Here is a 19,456-nt window from a genome sequence, read left to right on the forward strand (position 1 = left end):
CCGCAGTCTCCCGAGGATCGGGAAACGTTGCAGCGCAAGGAGCACCTCTCTTGAAGCACTCCCTTCTCCCCCTCGGTGGCGCCGTACTCGCCACCGGTCTGCTGGCCGCCGGTCTGGTCGGCACCGCCCAGGCGGCCCCCGAGTGGGCGACCGACCCGATGGCCACGAACAACGCCGCCGCCGTCTCGGTCGCCGACTTCTGGGCCGAGTCCAACTTCGCCGCCCTGAAGCAGGCCACCGCCTTCTACCCCGACGTCAACGGGCCGAAGCTGACCTCCGGCGGCGCTCCCTCCGCCGACGGCAGGGCGGGCTCGGTCGGCCCGATCGGCTCGGAGAAGCCGACCCCGGCCCTCGCCAAGAACGTCAACCTGCCCAAGACCATCGGCAAGGTGTTCTTCACCGTCAACGGCCAGAAGCGCTGGTGCTCGGCCACCTCGGTGCAGTCGAAGTACCGCAACCTGGTCGCGACCGCCGGCCACTGCGTCTACGACCCCGGTTCCAACGGCCACGTCATGGACAAGTGGGTCTTCGTCCCCGGCTACTACCAGGGCAAGGCCCCGTGGGGCATCTACGTCGGCAAGCAGGCGTGGACGCACTACGACTTCGACGTCTACGAGGACTACGACAAGGACTACGCCTTCGTCACCGTCTTCAACGGCGTGCTGTTCAACGGGGTCAAGCAGGTCACCGCGTCGGAGTACAAGGGCTTCACCGGTCCCAAGTGGACCTCCAAGGGCCACTACTACATCGCCCTGTCCAAGGACGCCGGCCGCCTCGGCGACAACGTCGGCGGCCAGGGCTTCACCTGGAACCAGCCGACCGGCAAGCCGGTCTACGTCTTCGGCTACCCGCAGGCCCCGCACCCCGACGGCGACAAGCCCTACACCGGCGTGACCCCCAAGTACCTGTACGGCAAGCCGTCCGGCAAGGTCTACGTCTCCGCGGCCGAGAAGGTCGAGGAGCACGTCGGGCTCAAGGGCGCCTTCACCCCCGGTGCCGACGGCGGCCCGTGGCTGAAGCAGTACAGCAGCGGGAGCCGGCTGGGCTACGTCAACGGTGTCACCAGCCTCTTCGGCGACCAGGACGGCAACAGCCGCTACGACCTGATCACCTCGCCGTACTTCGACGGTGAGACCGCCGACATCTACAAGAAGGCCGCCAACGTCTGGTCCGGCCGGATCGTGGGCCCGAACGGCGAGCTCTACCGGTAGACCGGAGGGGCCCGTCCCTTCCACCTCGAACGCGGGACCCGGCGTGCGCCGGGTCCCGCGCCGTTTTCCGGGAGTTTTCAGAGCCGTTCCCCGGAAACGGAGCGGCGGGCACGGGGTGGATCGTGCGCGTTAGACGTGACTCGGCCCGAATCGGTGCCATCGGTTCCATGTGATCTGCGTCACACAGAGATGGTGACCGAACGTATCAGGGCACTCACGTCACATTGGCACCATTTACATCAAGCTTACGCTGATCTGCGAAAACATGACCCACTGGTCACTTCGCGAACTCTGGGTCCAAACCTCTTCGAAGGTAACGAGACAGTCTCGACCCCCACAGGTGCCGCTTCACCCCCCAAAGCGACTTCCGCTTCTCAAGATCAGCACTGTATGTTCCTGGCTATCCCTTTACTGACGCATGGGACGCAAGATGCGTTCCACGACAGACCAAGGAGTTTCCCTTGAAGCGCATCCTCATCCCCGCCGGTGGCGCCGTGCTCGCCACCGGTCTGCTGGCCGCCGGTCTGGCCGGCACCGCCCAGGCCGACCCGACCTCGGCGACCGACCCGATGGCCGCGAACAACGCCGCCGCTGTCTCCGTGGCCCAGTTCTGGAGCGCGTCCAACAACGCCGCTCTGAAGAAGGCCACCGAGTACCAGTGGGACGCCAAGGAGCTTCCCAAGCTGAACAGCAAGGGTGCCCCCTCCGCTGACGGCAAGCCCGGGATCGCCCCGCCGATCGGCGGCGAGGCCCCCTCCACCGCCAAGGTGAAGAACATCAACCTGCCGAAGTCCATCGGCAAGGTGTTCTTCGTCGACGGCAAGGGCGAGTACCAGTGGTGCTCGGCCACCTCGATCCAGTCGAAGTACCGCAACCTGGTCGCGACCGCCGGTCACTGCGTCTACGACGCCGACAACAACGGTCACGTCATGGACAAGTGGGTCTTCGTCCCCGGTTACTACCAGGGCAAGACCCCGTGGGGCATCTACGTCGGCAAGCAGGCGTGGACGCACTACGACTTCGACGTCTACGAGGACTTCGACAAGGACTACGCGTTCGTCACCGTTTACAACGGTGTCCACTACAACGGTGACAAGACCGTCACCGCTGACGAGTACGCGAAGTTCGTCGGGCCGAAGTACCTCGACGTCAAGGAGATCTCCGCGGAGGAAGGCGCCGCCGGCCTCGCGAAGTACGGCCCCCAGGGCCCGTACTCCTTCGAGACCACGGTCGCCAAGAACGTTGAGACCGTGAACCCGCCGCAGTTCTCCTTCACCTGGAACGAGGTGCAGAAGTACCTCGACGCGGACGGCCACAACGGCGTCAAGCTCTCTCGCTTCGAGGTCACCTCGTACGAGTACGGCAAGGCTCCCGAGCACAGCAGCAAGTGGAACAACGGCGAGCGCTTCCCCGCCCAGTGGTGGAGCGACGGCCAGTGGGCCTCCATCTCCAAGGAGACCTACGACAAGCTGGTTGCTGAGAAGGCTGCCGGCAAGTTCCTCGGCGACCTGAAGACCGTCAAGGACAAGAACGGCGTCGACATCGAGTGGTACTCGGTCCAGTACTTCATCAAGAAGTGGATCAAGTCCTCCGAGACCAGCACCACCAAGTGGTACCTGAAGACCTACCACATCGAGCTGTCCAAGGACGCTGGCCGTCTGGGCGACAACGTCGGTGGCCAGGGCTTCGCGTGGAACCAGAAGACCGGCCAGCCCGTGTACGTCTTCGGCTACGCCGCGGCTGCCCACGGCGACGGGGACAAGCCCTTCACCGGTGTCACCCCCAAGTGGTGCTACGGCAAGACCACCGCGAAGACCTACGTCTCCGCGGCGAAGAAGGTCGAGGAGCACGTCGGCCTGAAGTGCTCGATGACCCCGGGTGCCGACGGCGCTCCGTGGCTCATCAAGTACAGCAGCGCCAAGCGCGTCGGCTACGTCAACGGTGTCACCAGCCTCTTCGGTGACCAGGACGGCAACGGCCGCTACGACCTGAGCACCTCGCCGTACTTCGACGGTGAGACCGCCGACATCTACAAGAAGGCCGCCAACGTGTGGTCCGGCAAGATCGTTGGCCCGAACGGCGAGCTGTACAAGTAAGCCGCACGGATCTGACGATCCCGGCCTAGAGGGTCCAAACCTCTAGGCCACCCCGCTCCAAGCAGAGGGCCCGGTCTTCGGACCGGGCCCTCTGTCGTTTCGCGGCATCCGCCTTCTTCCCACGGCAGTCCCCTTCTCCCCACGGCAGTCCCCTTCTTCCCGGGGCGCGGCGGCGGAGCGGGCGTGGGACCCGGACTCCCGGCAGAACGCGACCGGCAGCCGAGACGCCGCCGGCAGGTGATCCCAGCGGCCGGCCCGCGAAGGCTCCGTGGAGGTCGTCGCGGTCGCCACCGTCGAGACCGCGGGAGGCCGCCCCCTCCGGTGATCACCTGGCGCTCGGCGCCGGTCTCGCCTCGGCCGACCGGTCTCGGGCCGGTCGCGGCCCCCCCCTCGGTCGCCCGCACCCGTGAGCCGTCGATCACCGTCTTGGACCAGTCCAACCGGTCGGCGCCCGGCAGTTCGGCCACCAGCAGCTCATGGAGCCGGGTCCACACGCCGGCGTGGCGCCAGTCGCGCAGCCGCCGCCAGCACGTCATTCCCGAACCGAAACCCAGTTCCTGGGGCAGGAACTCCCATGGGATCGCGGTGTAGAGCACGAACAAGATCCCGCATAGCGCTTTGCGGTCATCGATCCGCTTGCGTCCGGGATTGCGGTAGCGGCGCTCGACCGTCGGCAGCAACGGCTCGATCCGTTGCCAGAGCCCGTCGGACACGATCCACGGCTGCCGTTCGCCCTTTCCCACACACGGTTCAACGACTGATCACGCCCATGGACGCGGCCAAGCTCATTCTGTTAGGGCGTTTTAGACGTGGCTCGGCCCGAATCGGTGCCATCGGTTCTATGTGATCTGCGTCACACAACGGTGGTGACCGAGCGTATCGGGACACTCGCGTCACATTGACACCACTTATAACAAGCTTACGTCGATCTGCGAAAACACGGCCTGTCAGCCACTTTACGAACAGTGACCTCAAACTTCCCCAAAGGTAACGAGATGGTCTCGCCCCTCACGGGTGCCGCCTTGTCTCCCGAAGCGGCTTTCGTTCCTCAAGATCGGCACTGTATGTTCCTGGCTATCCCTTTACTGACGCATGGGACGCAAGATGCGTTCCACGGCAGACCAAGGAGTTCCCCTTGAAGCGCATCCTTCTCCCCGCCGGCGGCGCCGTACTCGCCACCGGTCTGCTGGCCGCCGGTCTGGCCGGCACCGCCCAGGCCGACCCGACCTCGGCGACCGACCCGATGGCCAAGAACACCGCTGCCGCGCAGTCGGTCGCCAGCTTCTGGGCCGCGTCCAACAACGCCGCTCTGAAGAAGGCCACCGAGTACCAGTGGGACGCCAAGGAGCTTCCCAAGCTGAACAGCAAGGGTGCCCCCTCCGCTGACGGCAAGCCCGGGATCGCCCCGCCGATCGGCGGCGAGGCCCCCTCCACCGCCAAGGTGAAGAACATCAACCTGCCCAAGTCCATCGGCAAGGTGTTCTTCGTCGACGGCAAGGGCGAGTACCAGTGGTGCTCGGCCACCTCGATCCAGTCGAAGTACCGCAACCTGGTCGCGACCGCGGGTCACTGCGTCTACGACGCCGACAACAACGGTCACGTCATGGACAAGTGGGTCTTCGTCCCCGGTTACTACCAGGGCAAGACCCCGTGGGGCATCTACGTCGGCAAGCAGGCGTGGACGCACTACGACTTCGACGTCTACGAGGACTTCGACAAGGACTACGCGTTCGTCACGGTCTACAACGGCATCCACTACAACGGTGCCAAGAACGTCACCGCTGACGAGTACGCGAAGTTCGTCGGGCCGAAGTACATCGAGCCCAAGACGATCACCGCTGACGAGTACGCCGCGGGCGTCTCCAAGTACGGCCCCGCCGGCCCGTACAAGAAGGAAGACAAGGTCTCCAAGACCGTCGAGACCGTCAACCCCCCGGCGGACCGCGCCGACAAGAAGTACCTGACCGAGGAGGGCAAGGGCGGCATCCGCCTCCTCGCCGTCGAGGTCACCTCGTACGAGTACGGCAAGGCCCCGGTCGCCAGCTCGGCCTACGCCAACAACGAGCGTTACGAGAGCAAGAGCGACGCCAAGGGCAAGACCGCCATCTCCAAGGAGGAGTACGAGAAGCTCCTCAAGGAGAAGGCCGCCGGAAACTTCCTCGGTGAGCTGACGACCGTCAAGCAGAACGGCGTCGACATCGAGTGGTACAAGACCCAGTACTTCATCAAGAAGTGGGTCAAGACCAGCACCGCGGTCACCAGCACCTACTGGGTCGAGCAGTACGTCATCGAGCTGTCCAAGGACGCCGGCCGTCTGGGTGACAACGTCGGCGGCCAGGGCTTCGCGTGGAACCAGAAGACCGGCCAGCCCGTGTACGTCTTCGGCTACCCGGCGGCTGCCCACGGCGACGGTGACAAGACCTTCACCGGTGTCACCCCCAAGTGGTGCTACGGCAAGACCACGGCGAAGACCTACGTCTCCGCTCCGAAGAAGGTCGAGGAGCACGTCGGCCTGAAGTGCTCGATGACCCCGGGTGCCGACGGCGCTCCGTGGCTCATCAAGTACAGCAGCGCCAAGCGCGTCGGCTACGTCAACGGTGTCACCAGCCTCTTCGGTGACCAGGACGGCAACGGTCGCTACGACCTGAGCACCTCGCCGTACTTCGACGGTGAGACCGCCGACATCTACAAGAAGGCCGCCAACGTGTGGTCCGGCAAGATCGTTGGCCCGAACGGCGAGCTGTACAAGTAAGCCGTACGGATCTGACGATCCCGGCCTAGGGGGCCCGAACCTCTAGTCCACCCAGTTCCAAGCGGAGGGCCCGGTCTTCGGACCGGGCCCTCCGCCGCTTGGCCGGAACCTGTCAAGTTTCGTGACCGAATTCCCAGGCAGCGTCCCTACCAGTGGCGATGCGGTCCCGATACGGTCTTGTGGAACCCCTCACCTGTGACGTCTGAGACGCGTGAGCCGTCACCCCCATGGAGTCATCGTGAACCCCCGTGTGAAGCACCTCCTCGCCCCCCTCGCCGTCGCCGGCCTCGCCACCGCCGCACTGGCCTCCCCCGCCCAGGCCGCGCCGGAGTACGACCGCGACTACCTCACCGCCGGCAAGCCCAGCGCCTACGCGATCGCCAAGTTCTGGCTGGACGCCAACGGCGCCGCGCTGAAGAAGGCCACCCAGTACAACTGGGACAGCAAGGACGTCACCAAGCTCGTCCGCGGCCAGGGCGACACCAGCGACGGCAAGCCCGGCCTCGTCGCCCCCGTCGGCGGCGAGAAGGGCACCTCCGCCAAGATCAAGAACGTCAACCTGCCCAAGACCATCGGCAAGGTCTTCTTCCTCGACCACAAGGGCGTGCCCCGCTGGTGCTCCGGCACCTCGATCCAGTCCCGCTACCGCAACCTGGTCGCCACCGCGGGCCACTGCGCCTACGACGTCGAGGGCAACCAGGAGGTCGTGAGCAACTGGGTCTTCGTCCCCGGCTACTACCAGGGCAAGGCCCCGTGGGGCCTCTACGTCGGCCAGGCCGCCTTCACCCACTACAACTTCTCCGCCTACGAGGACTTCGACCACGACTACGCCTTCGTCGCGGTCTACGACGGCTTCGTGCTCGACGGGGAGAAGAAGGTGACCGCCGCCGAGTTCGCCGACTGGAAGGGCGGCAAGTGGATCGAGCCCAAGACGATCACCGCTGACGAGTACGCCGCGGGCGTCTCCAAGTACGGCCCCCTGGGCGGGTACCGCAAGGAGGACAAGGTCGCGACGAACGTCGAGACCGTCAACCCCCCGGCGAACCCGTCCGACCCCGCGTACCTCACCGACGAGGGCAAGGGCGGCGTCAAGCTGCTGGCCGTCGAGGTCACCTCCTACGACTACGGCAAGGCCCCCGACGCCACCAACGGCTACAAGAACGGCGAGAAGTACATCTCCAAGAGCGGGGACGAGAAGGGCAGGACCCCGATCTCCAAGGAGGAGTACGACAAGCTCGTCAAGGAGAAGGCCGCCGGCAACTTCCTCGGCGCGCTGACCGCCGTCAAGGACAAGAACGACGTCGAGATCGAGTGGTACAAGACCCAGTACTTCATCAAGAAGTGGGTCAAGTCCACGACGACGACGACCACCGCCTACTGGCTGGAGCAGTACGTCATCGGCCTCGCCAAGAGCACCGGCCGGATCGGCGACGTGGTCGGCGGCCAGGGCTTCGCCTGGAACCAGAAGATCGGCCAGCCGGTCTTCGCCTTCGGCTACCCGGCCGACGCCCACCCCGACGGCGACAAGCCCTACACCGGCCTCACCCCGAAGTACTGCTACGGCAAGACGAACGCCGCCACCTACGCGGTCAACGAGTACAAGGCCGAGAACCAGATCGCGCTGAAGTGCTCGATGACCGGCGGCGCCGACGGCGGCCCCTGGCTGCTGAAGTACAGCAACGCCAAGCGCGTGGGCTACGTCAACGGCGTGACCAGCCTCTTCCACGACCAGGACGGCAACGACCGGGTCGACTACGTCAGCTCGCCGTACTTCGACGGTGACGCGGCCGGGGTCTACCACCAGGCCAACGCCGTCCGGAACACGAAGATCGTCAGCGACAGGGGCGAGCTCCTCAAGTAGGACCCGCCGCCCCCGGGGAGGGACCGCCGCCTCCCCGGGCGCCTCCGGGGGCCCGGCCTCGTGCCGGGCCCCTCACGCGTTCCCGGGCGGTCAGGCGGGGACGAGCTCCCCGATCCGCTCGGTCAGCTCCCGGACCCGGGGCTCGGCGGCATAGGGCTCCAGCCGCTCCCGCAGGTCGGTCACGTAGGACCGGGTCCTGACCGACTGCAGCCCGCCGGCCAGGTCCAGCGCCTCGCCCGCCGCCGTGCAGGCCTCCTCCACCTCCCCCGTCCGCAGCAGCCCCGCGGCGAGCAGCGACAGGTTGAACATGCGCCCGCGCACGAACCGCCCGTCCATCTCCAGCGACCGCCGCGCGTGCCGTACGGCCTGCGCCCCGTCGCCCAGGTCGCGGAAGCAGTGGGCGAACTTGGCCGACAGGTAGGCCTCGTCGAAGTAGGCGATCCAGCCGGGCTCCGCGCCCGGTTTCCGCCCGTCGAAGGCCCGCTCCGCCCGGTGCAGCGCCCCGGCGCAGGCCGTACGGTCCTGCAGCAGGGCGTGGGCGTGGGCCTCCAGCACGTACGCCTCGGCGAGCAGGGAGGCGATCCCCGCGCGCCTGGCCGAGACCTGGGCGGCCCTGGCCAGGTCGAGGGCGTGCGCGGGCTGGCCGATGTAGACGGCCTGGTGGCTCATCCCGGCGAGGATCTCCCCCGCCAGGCCGTGATCGTCCGCCCCCCGCGCCAGGCGCAGGGCCTGGATCAGGTAGCGCTGGGCCACGCCGTGGTGCTCCAGGTCGTAGGCCATCCAGCCGGCCAGCCGGGTCAGCTCGGCCGCGGCGGAGGCGAGCTCCTTCCCGGTGGCCTCGGCGTACGAGCCGTCGTTGAGCAGCGGTGCGACGGCCGTGTCGAGGTACTTCACGACCGCCGAGCGGATCCTGCCGCCGCCGAACCTGTTGTCCAGCTCGCCGAAGGACCGGGTCACCTCCCGGATCGCGGCGATGTCGGCCATCCCCACCATCCGGGAGCCGCCCGCAACGGGGCGCGCCTCCAGAGGCGGGGCCAGCCAGCGGACGGCCCCGACGGAACCGGCTCCGATCACGAAGGTCGAGTCGAGCAGGAACTTCCGTCGTTCCACGTCGGCTCGCCAGAGTGCTGTCACGGTTGCAACCCCCTCATGCCAGGTACGGGTGATCTCCTGCCCGAGGTCGAGGGGTATGGACACATCGGGCATCCCCAAATCTTCCGAGCCGACCTTCCGGCCGAGCCGGAGAGTGAAGATCTCGGCGAGCATGCCGGGGACCGGATCCTTCGGCCGCTGGCCACCGAGCCAGCGCAGGACCGAGCCGTGGTCGTGCCGCAGCCCGGACAGGCCCCGGACCACGCCGAGATCGTTGACTCTGCGGGCCAGCTCCTTGTAGGTGAAGCCGGCCTCGTCGATGAGCCTCTTGAGCAACCGGTTGGGCTCGCGTTCCATCGCTCTCCTCGAAGGTGGGAAATGCGGGGGAGCGCATGAGGACGCATCCGGCGCCCTCCGCGCGCACTTCCGTTTCTCGTGCGCGCCCTGCCCGAGAAGATAACGGAGGGCTCTTTTTATATCACACTCAGTAATGATTTTTGGCCGGTAGCGGAAGGAAAGGCGAAGACGCCCCCCGCCGGTCGGGCGGAGAGCGTCTTCGCGGGTGGAGCGGGGTTCACCGGCCCGGGTCCGCGGCGGGCGATCCCTGCGGCGGCCGGCGGCCGGGTGGTCCCGGCGGCCGACGGCGGTCAGTGGCGGGCGACCCCGTCGGCGCGGGCCTGGGCCGCGACCGCGGCGGTGACCGCGGGGGCGACCCGCTCGTCGAACGGGCTGGGGATCACGTAGTCGGCCGAGAGGTCGTCGTCGCCGATCACCGCCGCCAGGGCCTCGGCCGCCGCCACCTTCATGTTCTCGGTGATGGTGGTGGCGCGGACGTCGAGCGCGCCCCGGAAGACGCCCGGGAAGGCGAGCACGTTGTTGATCTGGTTGGGGAAGTCGGAGCGGCCGGTGGCGACCACCGCGGCGTGCCTGCGGGCGATCTCCGGGTGGACCTCCGGCGTCGGGTTGGACAGCGCGAAGACGAACGCGCCGGGCGCCATGGAGGCGATGGCCTCCTCCGAGACCGTCGAGCCCGACAGGCCGATGAACACGTCGGCCCCGGACAGCGCCTGCTCGGTGGAGCCGCGGAGCCCGGCCCTGTTGGTGTCGCGGGCCAGGGCCTCCTTCACCGGGTTGAGGCCGTCGCGGCCCTCGTAGATGATCCCCTTGGAGTCGGAGACCGCGATGTCGCCGATGCCCGCGTTGAGCAGGATGCGACTGACCGCGACGCCGGAGGCGCCGGCGCCCGCGACCACGGCGCGCAGCTCGCCCATCGGGCGGCCGGTCAGCCGGGCGGCGTTCTTCAGCGCGGCCAGCGCGACGATCGCGGTGCCGTGCTGGTCGTCGTGGAAGACCGGGATGTCCAGCAGCTCGCGCAGCCGGTCCTCGACCTCGAAGCAGCGGGGCGCGCTGATGTCCTCCAGGTTGATGCCGCCGAAGGAGGGCGCGAGCCGGGCCACGGTCTCGACGAGGGCGTCCACGTCGGTGCAGTCGAGGCAGATCGGCACGGCGTCGACGTTCGCGAACTGCTTGAACAGCAGGGCCTTGCCCTCCATGACCGGCATGGCGGCGGCGGGCCCGATGTCGCCGAGGCCGAGCACCGCGGTGCCGTCGGAGACGACGGCGACGACGTTGGAGACCCAGGTGTAGTCGTTGACGAGCCCGGGCTCCTCGGCGATCGCGGTGCAGACCTTGGCCACACCGGGGGTGTAGGCGAGGGACAGGTCGTCGGCGTTGCGGACCGGGACGGTCGAGCGGACTTCCAGCTTGCCGCCGCGGTGCAGGGCGAAGGCCGGATCGAGATCGAGGGATTCGAGGGAAATGGAGGATGGCGTGACGGCCACAGCGACCCCTGTAGTTCAGTCAGACAGACGGATTGGTTCCTTCGTGACGCCGTGGGAAGCGTGCCCGGCTTCGGTAGCCGCTCGGGTCTTACGCGCTGAGAACGGTCGTCTGGAGGCGGTACGGGGGTCACCCGTTTTTTGATTGTGCCACATGTTGAGACTCCGGCAGATGACAGGAGGAGCACGCTTTTGTCGAACACGGCGTTAAACTGCTCACACGTAATGCTCGAACCCCTGCAAGCCCCTTACCCCCACACCCTGCGGAATCCCCGGTGGACCTGATCTCCTACGCCGAGCTGGCCGTCATGCTCGTCAACAGCCCCGACCGCCTCGCCGGCCTGGGGGGCCTGCGCGCGCTGCTGGAGGAGAGCGGCCGGGCCGGACAGGCCGCCCGGCTCGGCCGCGGCGACCTCGCCGCCCTGCGCGAGCTGCGCGAGGAGCTCGTGGCGGTCTTCGAGGCCGCGTCCGACGGCGACGAGCGCCAGGTGGTCGACCGGCTCAACGCCCTGCTCCGCCGGCACCCGGTGCATCCGCAGATCTCCGACCACGACGGCGAGGCCTGGCACATGCACCTCACCGAGGGCGGCCGCTTCTCCGACCAGTACATCGTGGGCGCCGTGATGGGCCTGGCCGCCATCGTCACCGGGCTCGGCGCGGACCGGCTCGGCCTCTGCCGGGCGCGGCCCTGCCGCAGGGCCTATCTCGACACCTCCTCCAACCGGTCCCGCCGCTACTGCTCGGAGCGGTGCGCGAGCCGGGCGAACGTCGCCGCCTACCGCGCGCGGAAGAAGAACGGCCGGGCCGAGAGCGGCCGGTAGCGCAGGAGCACCCGGCCGAGCACCGGGACCGGGCCGAAGTCCCAGCTGTCCCGGCGGCCCGGGGCGCGCTGGTTCTCGCTCTCCAGCCACCAGCCCCCGTCCTCCTCCCACGCCGCGCGCTTGACGATCAGCAGGGACGGGTCCGCCGGGAGCCGGGCGACGACCAGGTCGCCGGGGCGGATCCGGGCGCCGCGCCGTACCCAGAGCCAGTCGCCCGGGATCAGGACGGGCAGCATCGACTCGCCCTCCACGCGGACTCTCACAGAGCGTCGGCCCCCTTCCAGCACGGCTTTCCTTCAGGCGAGTAAGGTCGGATCCGGACCATGCTGATCTCAGCATCAAGGAAGGATTTTTCCGATGCTCGCACGACTTCTGCGCCCCGGGCACGTCGCCTCGGCCCACTGCGACCTCCCCTGCGGCGTCTACGACCCGGCCCAGGCCCGCATCGAGGCCGAGTCCGTGAAGGCCATCATGGAGAAGTACGCCGCCAACGAGGACCCGGTCTTCCGGGCCCGCGCCCTCTCGATCAAGGAGGACCGCGCCGAGCTGGTCAAGCACCACCTGTGGGTGCTCTGGACCGACTACTTCAAGCCGCCGCACCTGGAGACCTACCCCCAGCTCCACCAGCTCTTCTGGGACGCCACCAAGCTGGCGGGCGCCGCCGGCGGCAAGGGCACCGTCGACGTCGCCAAGGCCGACGAGCTGCTGGGCAAGATCGACGAGATCGCCAAGATCTTCTGGGAGACCAAGGCCGCCTAGGCGCCGCTCGACGACGCGGTCGCCCCTCAGGCACCGCAGGTCACAGCCGATGTCCCGCGAGGAGTGCGACCTTGCGGGACATCGGCTTTTCCGATGGCAAATCCGCCTCCTGGCGCGTCCAACCCGGGCATGGACCGCTCCGGGGCGGTAGGTTGCAGAGAGCGACTCCGAGGAGGAACGTGACCGAGCACACCGAGGCGCCCACGGTCGGGATGGGCGGGATCCGTGATGTGGTGAGCGTCCGGCTACCGGCCGTCAGTGCCTACCTGTCCGTGTTACGCACGGCCACCGCCGGTCTGGCCGCGCGTCTGGATTTCACGCTGGACGAGATCGAGGATCTGCGGATCGCGGTCGACGAGGCGTGCGCGATGCTGCTGACCCAGGCCGTCCCCGGCACCGACCTGACCGCCGAGTTCGAGCTCACCGGCCAGGAGATGCAGGTCCGCGTCGAGGTCAGCACGGTGGGCACCGCCCTGCCGAAGCGCGACGAGTTCGCGTGGATGGTGCTCACCGCCCTGGCCGACGACGTGGACGCGGTCACCGACTCCCCCGACCGTATGGCGATCGTGCTCCGCAAGCGTCGAGGCGCGGCGAGGCCGGCGTGACGGAAAGGACTCGTGCCATGGCCACCAGCGATCACGCCGTTCCCGACAGGGTCCGCGCGCGCACGCTCTTCGGCGAACTGGCGGAGTTGACCCCCGACGACCCGCGACGCCAGCGCATCCGTGACGAGCTCGTCGAGCTCCACCTGCCCCTCGTCGAGTACCTCGCCCGCCGGTTCCGCAACCGGGGCGAGTGGCTCGACGACCTCACCCAGGTCGCCACCATCGGCCTGATCAAGTCGATCGACCGCTTCGACCTCGCCCGCGGGGTGGAGTTCTCCACCTACGCCACGCCGACCATCGTCGGCGAGATCAAACGGCACTTCCGCGACAAGGGCTGGGCGGTCCGCGTGCCGCGCCGCCTGCAGGAGCTGAAGCTCTCGCTCACCAAGGCGATCAGCGAGCTCTCCCAGCGGGAGGGCCGGGCGCCCACCGTCGCCGAGCTGGCGGCGTTCCTGAAGATGACCGAGGAGGAGGTGCTGGAAGGTCTGGAGTCGGCCAACGCCTACTCCACGGTCTCCCTCGACGCCCCCGACTCCGGCGACGACGACGCGCCCGCGGTGGCCGACTCCCTCGGCATCGTGGACGACTCCCTGGAGGGCGTCGAGTACCGCGAGTCGCTCAAGCCCCTGCTCGAACGGCTCCCGCCGCGCGAGAAGCGGATCCTGCTGCTGCGGTTCTTCGGCAACATGACCCAGTCGCAGATCGCCACCGAGCTGGGCATCTCCCAGATGCACGTCTCCCGCCTGCTGGCCAGGACCCTGACCCAGCTCCGCGAGGGACTGACGGCCGAGGACTAGCCCGTCCGGCCCGGCTCAGACCCCGTCCGACGGCTCGTCCCCGTAGAGGGTCCGGGTCGTCGGCGGGGAGAGCAGCGTGACCAGTCCGGCCGCGACCGCGACGGCCAGCGGGATTCCGAGGACCGCCTGGCCGGACTGGAACAGCGTGACGCAGACCGGGATCATGAAGATCTGGGTCAGCACTCCCGGACTCCGGGTCCACCGCTCCGTCCGGAGCAGCCCCCAGGCGACCCGGAGCAGGATCGCGCCCACGAGCAGCCCGAATCCCGCGACGAAGACCGAGCTCATCATGTCGGACGGCTCCCCGACCACGGTCTCGAGGCCGACGTAACCACCGAGCAGCAGGGCGGTGAGGCCCTCCAGGGCCAGGACGGCGGCGGCGGCGGTCAGGGTCAGCGGGCGGTTCGGCACAGGCCAACCCTATAGCCGCCGGAAGCCGGTCACCCCTCTGCCGCCTATGTACCGTTATCGGCGGATACGCTGGCCTTATGCGTGCGATGCTCCTGGTGAATCCGAAGGCGACGACGACCAACCATCGGACGCGGGACGTGCTCATCAGGGCACTGGGCGCGACCATGGAGCTCACCGTCGAGGAGACCGGGTACCGGGGGCACGCGGCCCATCTCTCCCGGACGGCGCACGCCCAGGGCTTCGACGTCGTCGCGGTGCTCGGCGGCGACGGCACGATCAACGAGACCGCGAACGGCCTGCTGGAGGCGGAGGACGGCGAGGTCGCGGCCGAGCGGCCGGCGCTGCTGGTCATCCCCGGCGGGAGCGCGAACGTCTTCGCCCGGGCGCTCGGCCTGCCGAACGACCCGGTCGAGGCCACCGGCATGGTGCTGGAGGCGGTGGGCGCCGGGCGGCGCCGTACCGTGGGGCTCGGCCAGGCGGAGTGGGACGGCGAGAGCCGCTACTTCACCTTCTGCAGCGGCCTGGGATACGACGCCGAGGTCATCCGGGCGGTCGAGGGCATGCGCGGCACCGGTCTCAGGGCCACGCCGGCCCGCTATGTGAACACCGCGCTGCGCCACTACCTCTCGACCGACAAGCGCCACGCCGCGATGAACCTGGAAGGGCCCGGGATCCCTTCCGCCGGCGGGATCTTCATGGCGGTCGTCTCCAACACCTCGCCCTGGACCTACGTTGGCCCCCGCCCGGTCTGCCCGACCCCGTGGGCGAGCTTCGAGACCGGCCTCGACCTGCTGGGCCTGCAGCGGCTCGGCCTGCCGGCGATGCTCCACCTCATGCCCCAGATCATCGGCACGCGCGAGACCCTGCCCACCGGACGGCACCTCGTGCAACTGCACGACGAGAAGGAGTTCACGCTCGCCGCCGAGCGGCCGGTGGCCTTCCAGCTCGACGGGGACTACCTGGGAGAGGTCGAGCGGGTGACGTTCCGGTCTATCCCCAATGCATTACAAGTTCTGGTCTAGGGCGTTACATCCCGTCATGGTGTGACGCATCCGACACGCCTAACCCGCAAAACGTTCTTCCAAACCTCTTGCGTGCGCTGAACTGGGCTGACAATCTCAACATTGACGTCGGAACGTAGGACCTTTGAGCGGCCACCATCGCTCCCAGGCCACCGGCGATCACGGCGAAGGCGCCCGGACCGAACCCGGTCCGGGTCGATATTCGCGCTTGTTAGTGAAAGTCTTCACAAAGTGAGCCGACGGAGCCACCGCAAGGGCTCCTCACACGAAGGAGTGGACGCATGGACTGGCGCCACAGAGCTGCCTGCCGTGACGTGGACCCCGAGCTGTTCTTCCCGATCGGCAACACCGGGCCGGCCCTGATGCAGATCGAAGAGGCCAAGCAGGTCTGCCGTACGTGCACCGTGAGCGAGTCCTGCCTGAAGTGGGCCCTGGAGTCCGGGCAGGACGCCGGTGTCTGGGGCGGCCTCAGCGAGGACGAGCGCCGCGCCTTCAAGCGCCGCGCGGCCCGCACCCGCGCCCGCGCCGCCGTCTGACGCCCCCGGCGCCCGCCCTCCCCGCCGTCAGAGCGCGGGGAGGGGGATGACCAGGGTGACCTCCGTGCCCCCGCCCTCCCGGGGCTCTATGGTCAGGCGCCCGGAGAGCTCGCCCACCACCAGCGTGCGGACGATCTGCAGGCCGAGGCTGGTGGACGACTCCAGGTCGAACCCCTCGGGCAGCCCGGTCCCGTCGTCGGAGACGACCACGTCCAGCCGGTCGGCCCCCCGCGAGACGATCACCTGAAGCCGGCCGGGCCGGTGCGCCAGGCCGTGCTGGACCGCGTTCTGCAGCAGTTCGGTGAGGACCATCGCCAGCGGGGTCGCGATCTCCGACCGGAGCACCCCGAACGTCCCGACGCGGCGCGGCACCACCTGCGCCTCCGGAGCCGACACCTCGCTCGCCATCGCGATCACGCGGTCGGCGATGTCGTCGAAGTCCACCTGCTCCTCGGGCGTGTGGGACAGCGTCTCGTGCACGATCGCGATCGACCCGACCCTGCGCACCGCCTCCTCCAGCGCCTCGCGCCCCTCCGGCACCTGCAACCGCCTCGCCTGCAGCCGCAGCAGCGCGGCCACGGTCTGCAGGTTGTTCTTCACCCGGTGGTGGATCTCCCGGATGGTGGCGTCCTTGGTCATCAGCTCGCGCTCGCGCCGCCGCAGCTCGGTCACGTCCCGGATGAGCACCAGCGCGCCGATCCGGCCGCCCCCGACGACCAGCGGGATCGCCCGCAGCTGCACCACCGTGCCGCCCGACTCCACCTCGGTCTCCCGGGGCTCCCTGCCGCTCGCCACGATCATCAGGTTCTCGTTGATGGGCTCGTCGGAGTAGCAGAGCTGGGCCGTCGTGCGGCCCAGCTCCGCCCCGACCAGATCGGCGGTGAGACCCAGGCGCCGGTAGGCCGACAGGGCGTTCGGCGAGGCGTAGGTCACCCGGCCCATCCGGTCGAGCCGGAGCAGCCCGTCGCCCACGCGGGGCGAGCGGACCAGGATCGGCTCGGCGCCCGAGAACGGGAAGCGCCCCTCGGCCACCATCTGGGCCAGGTCGGAGGCACTCTGCAGGTAGGTGAGCTCCAGCCGGGACGGCGTGCGCGCCGAGGACAGGTTCGTCGAGCGCTGGATCACCCCCAGATAGCGCTGCACGGCCTCTCCGGCCTCCCCGCCGAGGTCGGCCCGCCGTACCGGGATGGTCTCCTCGCGGACCGGGACCCCGCTGGACCAGTCGGGATCGCCCTCCCGGCAGATCCGGCGCTCGTTCCAGGCGGTGTCGATGAGCTCCCGCTCGCCCTTGGCGATGATCGTCCCCACCACGTCGTCGTGGTAGACCGTGGGACCGGTGGTGGGCCGCATCTGCGCGATCGCGATCCATCCCGAGCCCTCGCGGAGCGGGATCCACAGGATGAGGTCGGCGAACGACAGGTCGGCCAGGAGCTGCCAGTCGGAGACCAGCGAGTGCATCCATTCGAGATCCGCATCGTCGAGCGCGGTGTGACGGACCGCCAGGTCGCTTAGAGTCGGCACCCGTGCATCATGCGTTCTTTGCTGGCCCGAACGCGAATCGGGCGCGCCTGACTGCGAAAATGCCCCCCATGGAGCAGACTCCGGATCCGCTGGCACGATTCCGCACGGCGACGGCCGCCCGGGAGGCCGCGGGGCTGCGGCGCACGCTGCGCGCCCGCACACCCGACGACGACGGCCTGGTCGACCTGGCTTCCAACGACTATCTCGGCCTGGCCAGGGACGCGCGGGTGGCCCAGGCCGCGGTGGCGGCGACCCTCGCCTGGGGCACCGGCTCCACCGGCTCCCGCCTGGTCACCGGCTCCACCGCGCTGCACGCCCGGCTGGAGGCGGCGCTGTGCGGCTTCACCGGGGCCGAGGGCGCCCTGGTGTTCTCCTCCGGCTACCTGGCCAACCTGGCGGCCGTCGCGGCCCTGGCCGGCCCCGGCACGCTCGTGGTCTCCGAGGCGGGCAACCACGCCTCGATCGTGGACGCCTGCCGGCTCTCGCGCTCCCGCGTGGTGGTCACCCCGCACAAGGACGTGACGGCCGTCGAGAAGGCCCTCGCCGACCGGGAGGAGGAGCACGCGATCGTCGTCACCGACGCGGTCTTCTCCGTCGACGGGGACCTGGCGCCGGTCGGGGAGCTGCACGCGGCGGCCGTACGGCAGGGCGCGCTGCTGGTCGTCGACGAGGCGCACGCGCTCGGTGTGATCGGCCCCGAGGGGCGGGGCGCGGTGTACGGGGCGGGTCTGGCCGGTGAACGGGCGATTGTGAGAACGGTCACACTGTCGAAGTCCCTCGGTGCCCAGGGCGGAGCCGTGCTCGGCGCCCCCGAAGTGATCGAAACCCTGGTGGACACGGGCCGCTCGTTCATCTTCGACACCGGCCTGGCGCCGGGAAGCGTGGCCGCGGCACTCGCCGCGCTGGATATCCTTCGGACTCAGCCCGAACTGCCCGAACTCGTGCGGACCAGAGCGGAGGAGCTGGCCGCCATGGCCCGCGGACTCGGCCTGGAGACCGGCGAGCCGGCAGGTGCGGTCGTCCCCATCGTTCTCGGCCGTCCCGAGACCGCACTCCGGGCCGCCGCCATCTGCACGGAGCACGGGGTGCGCGCCGGATGCTTCCGGCCGCCTTCGGTGCCGGTCGGCCGCTCTTGCCTGCGGTTGACCGCACGGGCCAATCTGAGTTCCGATGATCTCGCGGTGATCCGGGGTGCGCTCACCGCCGTGGCCGAAATGAAGGTGAGTATGTGAGCGAGCGCGGCGATGCGGGCGGGTGCGTGAACGGGTCCGGCGAGGCGGGCGAACGCGGCACGGCGTGTCCCGCCGTGTTCTCCGGGGTGTCCCCGGTGGTCTCCCCTGCGGGCGAGGAGCTCCCATGACCACGGACGACTCTCCCCGGATCCCGAAATACTACGACGTCAAGCGGAGCCTGCTGGCGCTCACCAAGAGCCTCTCCCCGGGCAGTGCGCTGCCCCCGGAGCGGACCCTCGCGGTCCGCTTCGAGACGTCGCGGACCACCGTGCGCCAGGCGCTCTCCGAGCTCGTGGTCGAGGGCCGCCTGGTCCGCATCCAGGGCAAGGGCACGTTCGTCGCCCAGCCCAAGGTCGCCCAGGTCCTCCAGCTCACCTCCTACACTGGCGACCTGCGCACCGTCGGGCTGGAGCCGGACACCAAGATCCTCGACATCAGCTACGTGACCGCCGACGAGCCCCTGGCCCGCCGCCTGGCCATCAACCCCGGCGGCCGCGTGCTCCGCATCCACCGGCTCCGCCTGGCCAACGGCGAGCCGATGTCGATCGACACCACCCATCTGTCGGCCCGCCGCTTCCCCCGGCTCCGCCGCGAGCTGGAGGTGCACTCGTCGCTGTACGAGACGCTGCACAACGCCTACAACGTGCGGCTGACGGACGCCGAGGAGGTCATCGAGACCGTGCTCGCGACGCCGTACGACGCCCAGGTGCTGAGCGTCGACGTCGGCCTGCCCATGCTGCTGCTGACCCGGCACGCCTTCGACGCCGACGGCAACCCGGTCGAGTGGGCCCAGTCCCTCTACCGCGGCGACCGCTACAAGTTCGTCACCCGCCTGCGCCGCCCCTGACACAAGGGCTCCGCCTCCCTCCAAGAACCCGAGGCGGAGCCCTGCGGGATGGCAG

The 19,456-nt window shown here is 69.0% G+C and carries 18 protein-coding genes; 12 read left to right on the forward strand and 6 right to left on the reverse strand.

What is annotated here, in order from left to right; all coding sequences use genetic code 11:
- Window positions 1–50 precede the first annotated feature (50 nt).
- Window positions 51–1,211, forward strand: a complete 1,161-nt coding sequence (locus FHS22_RS27515) for a trypsin-like serine peptidase (RefSeq protein ID WP_184946279.1) — start codon at window positions 51–53, stop codon at window positions 1,209–1,211.
- A 461-nt stretch (window positions 1,212–1,672) separates the two neighbouring features.
- Window positions 1,673–3,307: a trypsin-like serine peptidase gene (locus FHS22_RS27520; RefSeq protein ID WP_184946281.1), complete on the forward strand. Its 1,635-nt coding sequence runs from the start codon at window positions 1,673–1,675 to the stop codon at window positions 3,305–3,307.
- On the opposite strand, the gene FHS22_RS39665 is transcribed toward FHS22_RS27520, so the two are convergent.
- The gene (locus tag FHS22_RS39665) at window positions 3,241–4,050 is read right to left on the reverse strand and encodes a transposase (RefSeq protein WP_184946283.1); all 810 of its coding nucleotides are present in this window, start codon (window positions 4,048–4,050) and stop codon (window positions 3,241–3,243) included. The two genes, FHS22_RS27520 and FHS22_RS39665, sit on opposite strands and share 67 nt — an antisense overlap.
- 392 nt (window positions 4,051–4,442) lie before the next feature.
- Here FHS22_RS39665 and FHS22_RS27530 point away from each other — a divergent pair, with 392 nt between their 5' ends.
- On the forward strand, window positions 4,443–6,059 hold the full coding sequence (locus FHS22_RS27530; protein WP_184946285.1) for a trypsin-like serine peptidase: 1,617 nt from the start codon (window positions 4,443–4,445) through the stop codon (window positions 6,057–6,059).
- A gap of 238 nt (window positions 6,060–6,297) precedes the next feature.
- Complete coding sequence (locus tag FHS22_RS27535; RefSeq protein WP_338047977.1) at window positions 6,298–7,920, forward strand: trypsin-like serine peptidase; 1,623 nt, start codon at window positions 6,298–6,300, stop codon at window positions 7,918–7,920.
- A gap of 90 nt (window positions 7,921–8,010) precedes the next feature.
- Here FHS22_RS27535 and FHS22_RS27540 read toward each other — a convergent pair whose 3' ends face one another.
- Both FHS22_RS27540 and FHS22_RS27545 read right to left on the reverse strand, forming a co-directional pair.
- Window positions 8,011–9,369: an NsdA family TPR-like regulatory protein gene (locus FHS22_RS27540; RefSeq protein ID WP_184946287.1), complete on the reverse strand. Its 1,359-nt coding sequence runs from the start codon at window positions 9,367–9,369 to the stop codon at window positions 8,011–8,013.
- A gap of 290 nt (window positions 9,370–9,659) precedes the next feature.
- Complete coding sequence (locus FHS22_RS27545; RefSeq protein ID WP_184946289.1) at window positions 9,660–10,853, reverse strand: NAD(P)-dependent malic enzyme; 1,194 nt, start codon at window positions 10,851–10,853, stop codon at window positions 9,660–9,662.
- Window positions 10,854–11,125: 272 nt separating this feature from the next.
- On the opposite strand from FHS22_RS27545, the gene FHS22_RS27550 reads away from it, so the two are divergent.
- Window positions 11,126–11,671: a CGNR zinc finger domain-containing protein gene (locus FHS22_RS27550; RefSeq protein ID WP_184946291.1), complete on the forward strand. Its 546-nt coding sequence runs from the start codon at window positions 11,126–11,128 to the stop codon at window positions 11,669–11,671.
- On the opposite strand, the gene FHS22_RS27555 is transcribed toward FHS22_RS27550, so the two are convergent.
- Window positions 11,626–11,958, reverse strand: coding sequence for a S24 family peptidase (locus FHS22_RS27555; protein WP_338047978.1), 333 nt, complete (start codon window positions 11,956–11,958; stop codon window positions 11,626–11,628). The genes FHS22_RS27550 and FHS22_RS27555 overlap by 46 nt on opposite strands.
- Window positions 11,959–12,028: 70 nt before the next feature.
- On the opposite strand from FHS22_RS27555, the gene sodN reads away from it, so the two are divergent.
- The 3 genes from sodN to FHS22_RS27570 all read left to right on the forward strand — a co-directional run bounded on the left by sodN (window position 12,029) and on the right by FHS22_RS27570 (window position 13,832).
- Complete coding sequence (gene sodN, locus FHS22_RS27560; protein WP_184946295.1) at window positions 12,029–12,430, forward strand: superoxide dismutase, Ni; 402 nt, start codon at window positions 12,029–12,031, stop codon at window positions 12,428–12,430.
- Window positions 12,431–12,609: 179 nt separating this feature from the next.
- A complete protein-coding gene (locus tag FHS22_RS27565; protein ID WP_374058899.1) occupies window positions 12,610–13,035 on the forward strand; it encodes an ATP-binding protein in 426 nt (141 codons plus the stop codon).
- 17 nt (window positions 13,036–13,052) lie between these two features.
- Entirely contained in the window at window positions 13,053–13,832 is a 780-nt protein-coding gene (locus FHS22_RS27570) for an RNA polymerase sigma factor SigF (protein WP_184946297.1), read from the forward strand.
- A 15-nt stretch (window positions 13,833–13,847) separates the two neighbouring features.
- Here the strand turns inward: FHS22_RS27570 and FHS22_RS27575 are convergent, their stop codons facing one another.
- Window positions 13,848–14,243: a hypothetical protein gene (locus FHS22_RS27575; protein WP_338047979.1), complete on the reverse strand. Its 396-nt coding sequence runs from the start codon at window positions 14,241–14,243 to the stop codon at window positions 13,848–13,850.
- A gap of 77 nt (window positions 14,244–14,320) precedes the next feature.
- Between FHS22_RS27575 and FHS22_RS27580 the strand changes: the two genes are divergently transcribed.
- Both FHS22_RS27580 and FHS22_RS27585 read left to right on the forward strand, forming a co-directional pair.
- Window positions 14,321–15,265, forward strand: coding sequence for a diacylglycerol/lipid kinase family protein (locus FHS22_RS27580; RefSeq protein WP_184946299.1), 945 nt, complete (start codon window positions 14,321–14,323; stop codon window positions 15,263–15,265).
- A gap of 281 nt (window positions 15,266–15,546) precedes the next feature.
- Window positions 15,547–15,801, forward strand: a complete 255-nt coding sequence (locus tag FHS22_RS27585; protein WP_184946301.1) for a WhiB family transcriptional regulator — start codon at window positions 15,547–15,549, stop codon at window positions 15,799–15,801.
- Between the two features lie 27 nt (window positions 15,802–15,828).
- On the opposite strand, the gene FHS22_RS27590 is transcribed toward FHS22_RS27585, so the two are convergent.
- Window positions 15,829–17,322 carry a sensor histidine kinase gene (locus tag FHS22_RS27590; protein ID WP_184946303.1) on the reverse strand — a complete coding sequence of 498 codons (1,494 nt, stop codon included), beginning with the start codon at window positions 17,320–17,322 and terminating at the stop codon, window positions 15,829–15,831.
- A gap of 68 nt (window positions 17,323–17,390) precedes the next feature.
- Here FHS22_RS27590 and FHS22_RS27595 point away from each other — a divergent pair, with 68 nt between their 5' ends.
- Window positions 17,391–18,554 (forward strand): 8-amino-7-oxononanoate synthase, encoded by a 1,164-nt coding sequence (locus FHS22_RS27595; RefSeq protein ID WP_260408343.1) that lies wholly within the window; start codon window positions 17,391–17,393, stop codon window positions 18,552–18,554.
- A gap of 124 nt (window positions 18,555–18,678) precedes the next feature.
- Entirely contained in the window at window positions 18,679–19,401 is a 723-nt protein-coding gene (locus FHS22_RS27600) for a GntR family transcriptional regulator (protein WP_184946307.1), read from the forward strand.
- Window positions 19,402–19,456 lie beyond the last annotated feature (55 nt).

Origin of the sequence: Thiemannella venezuelensis (assembly GCF_014203605.1) — a bacterium.
In the GTDB taxonomy this organism is placed as follows: domain Bacteria; phylum Actinomycetota; class Actinomycetes; order Streptosporangiales; family Streptosporangiaceae; genus Planomonospora_A; species Planomonospora_A venezuelensis.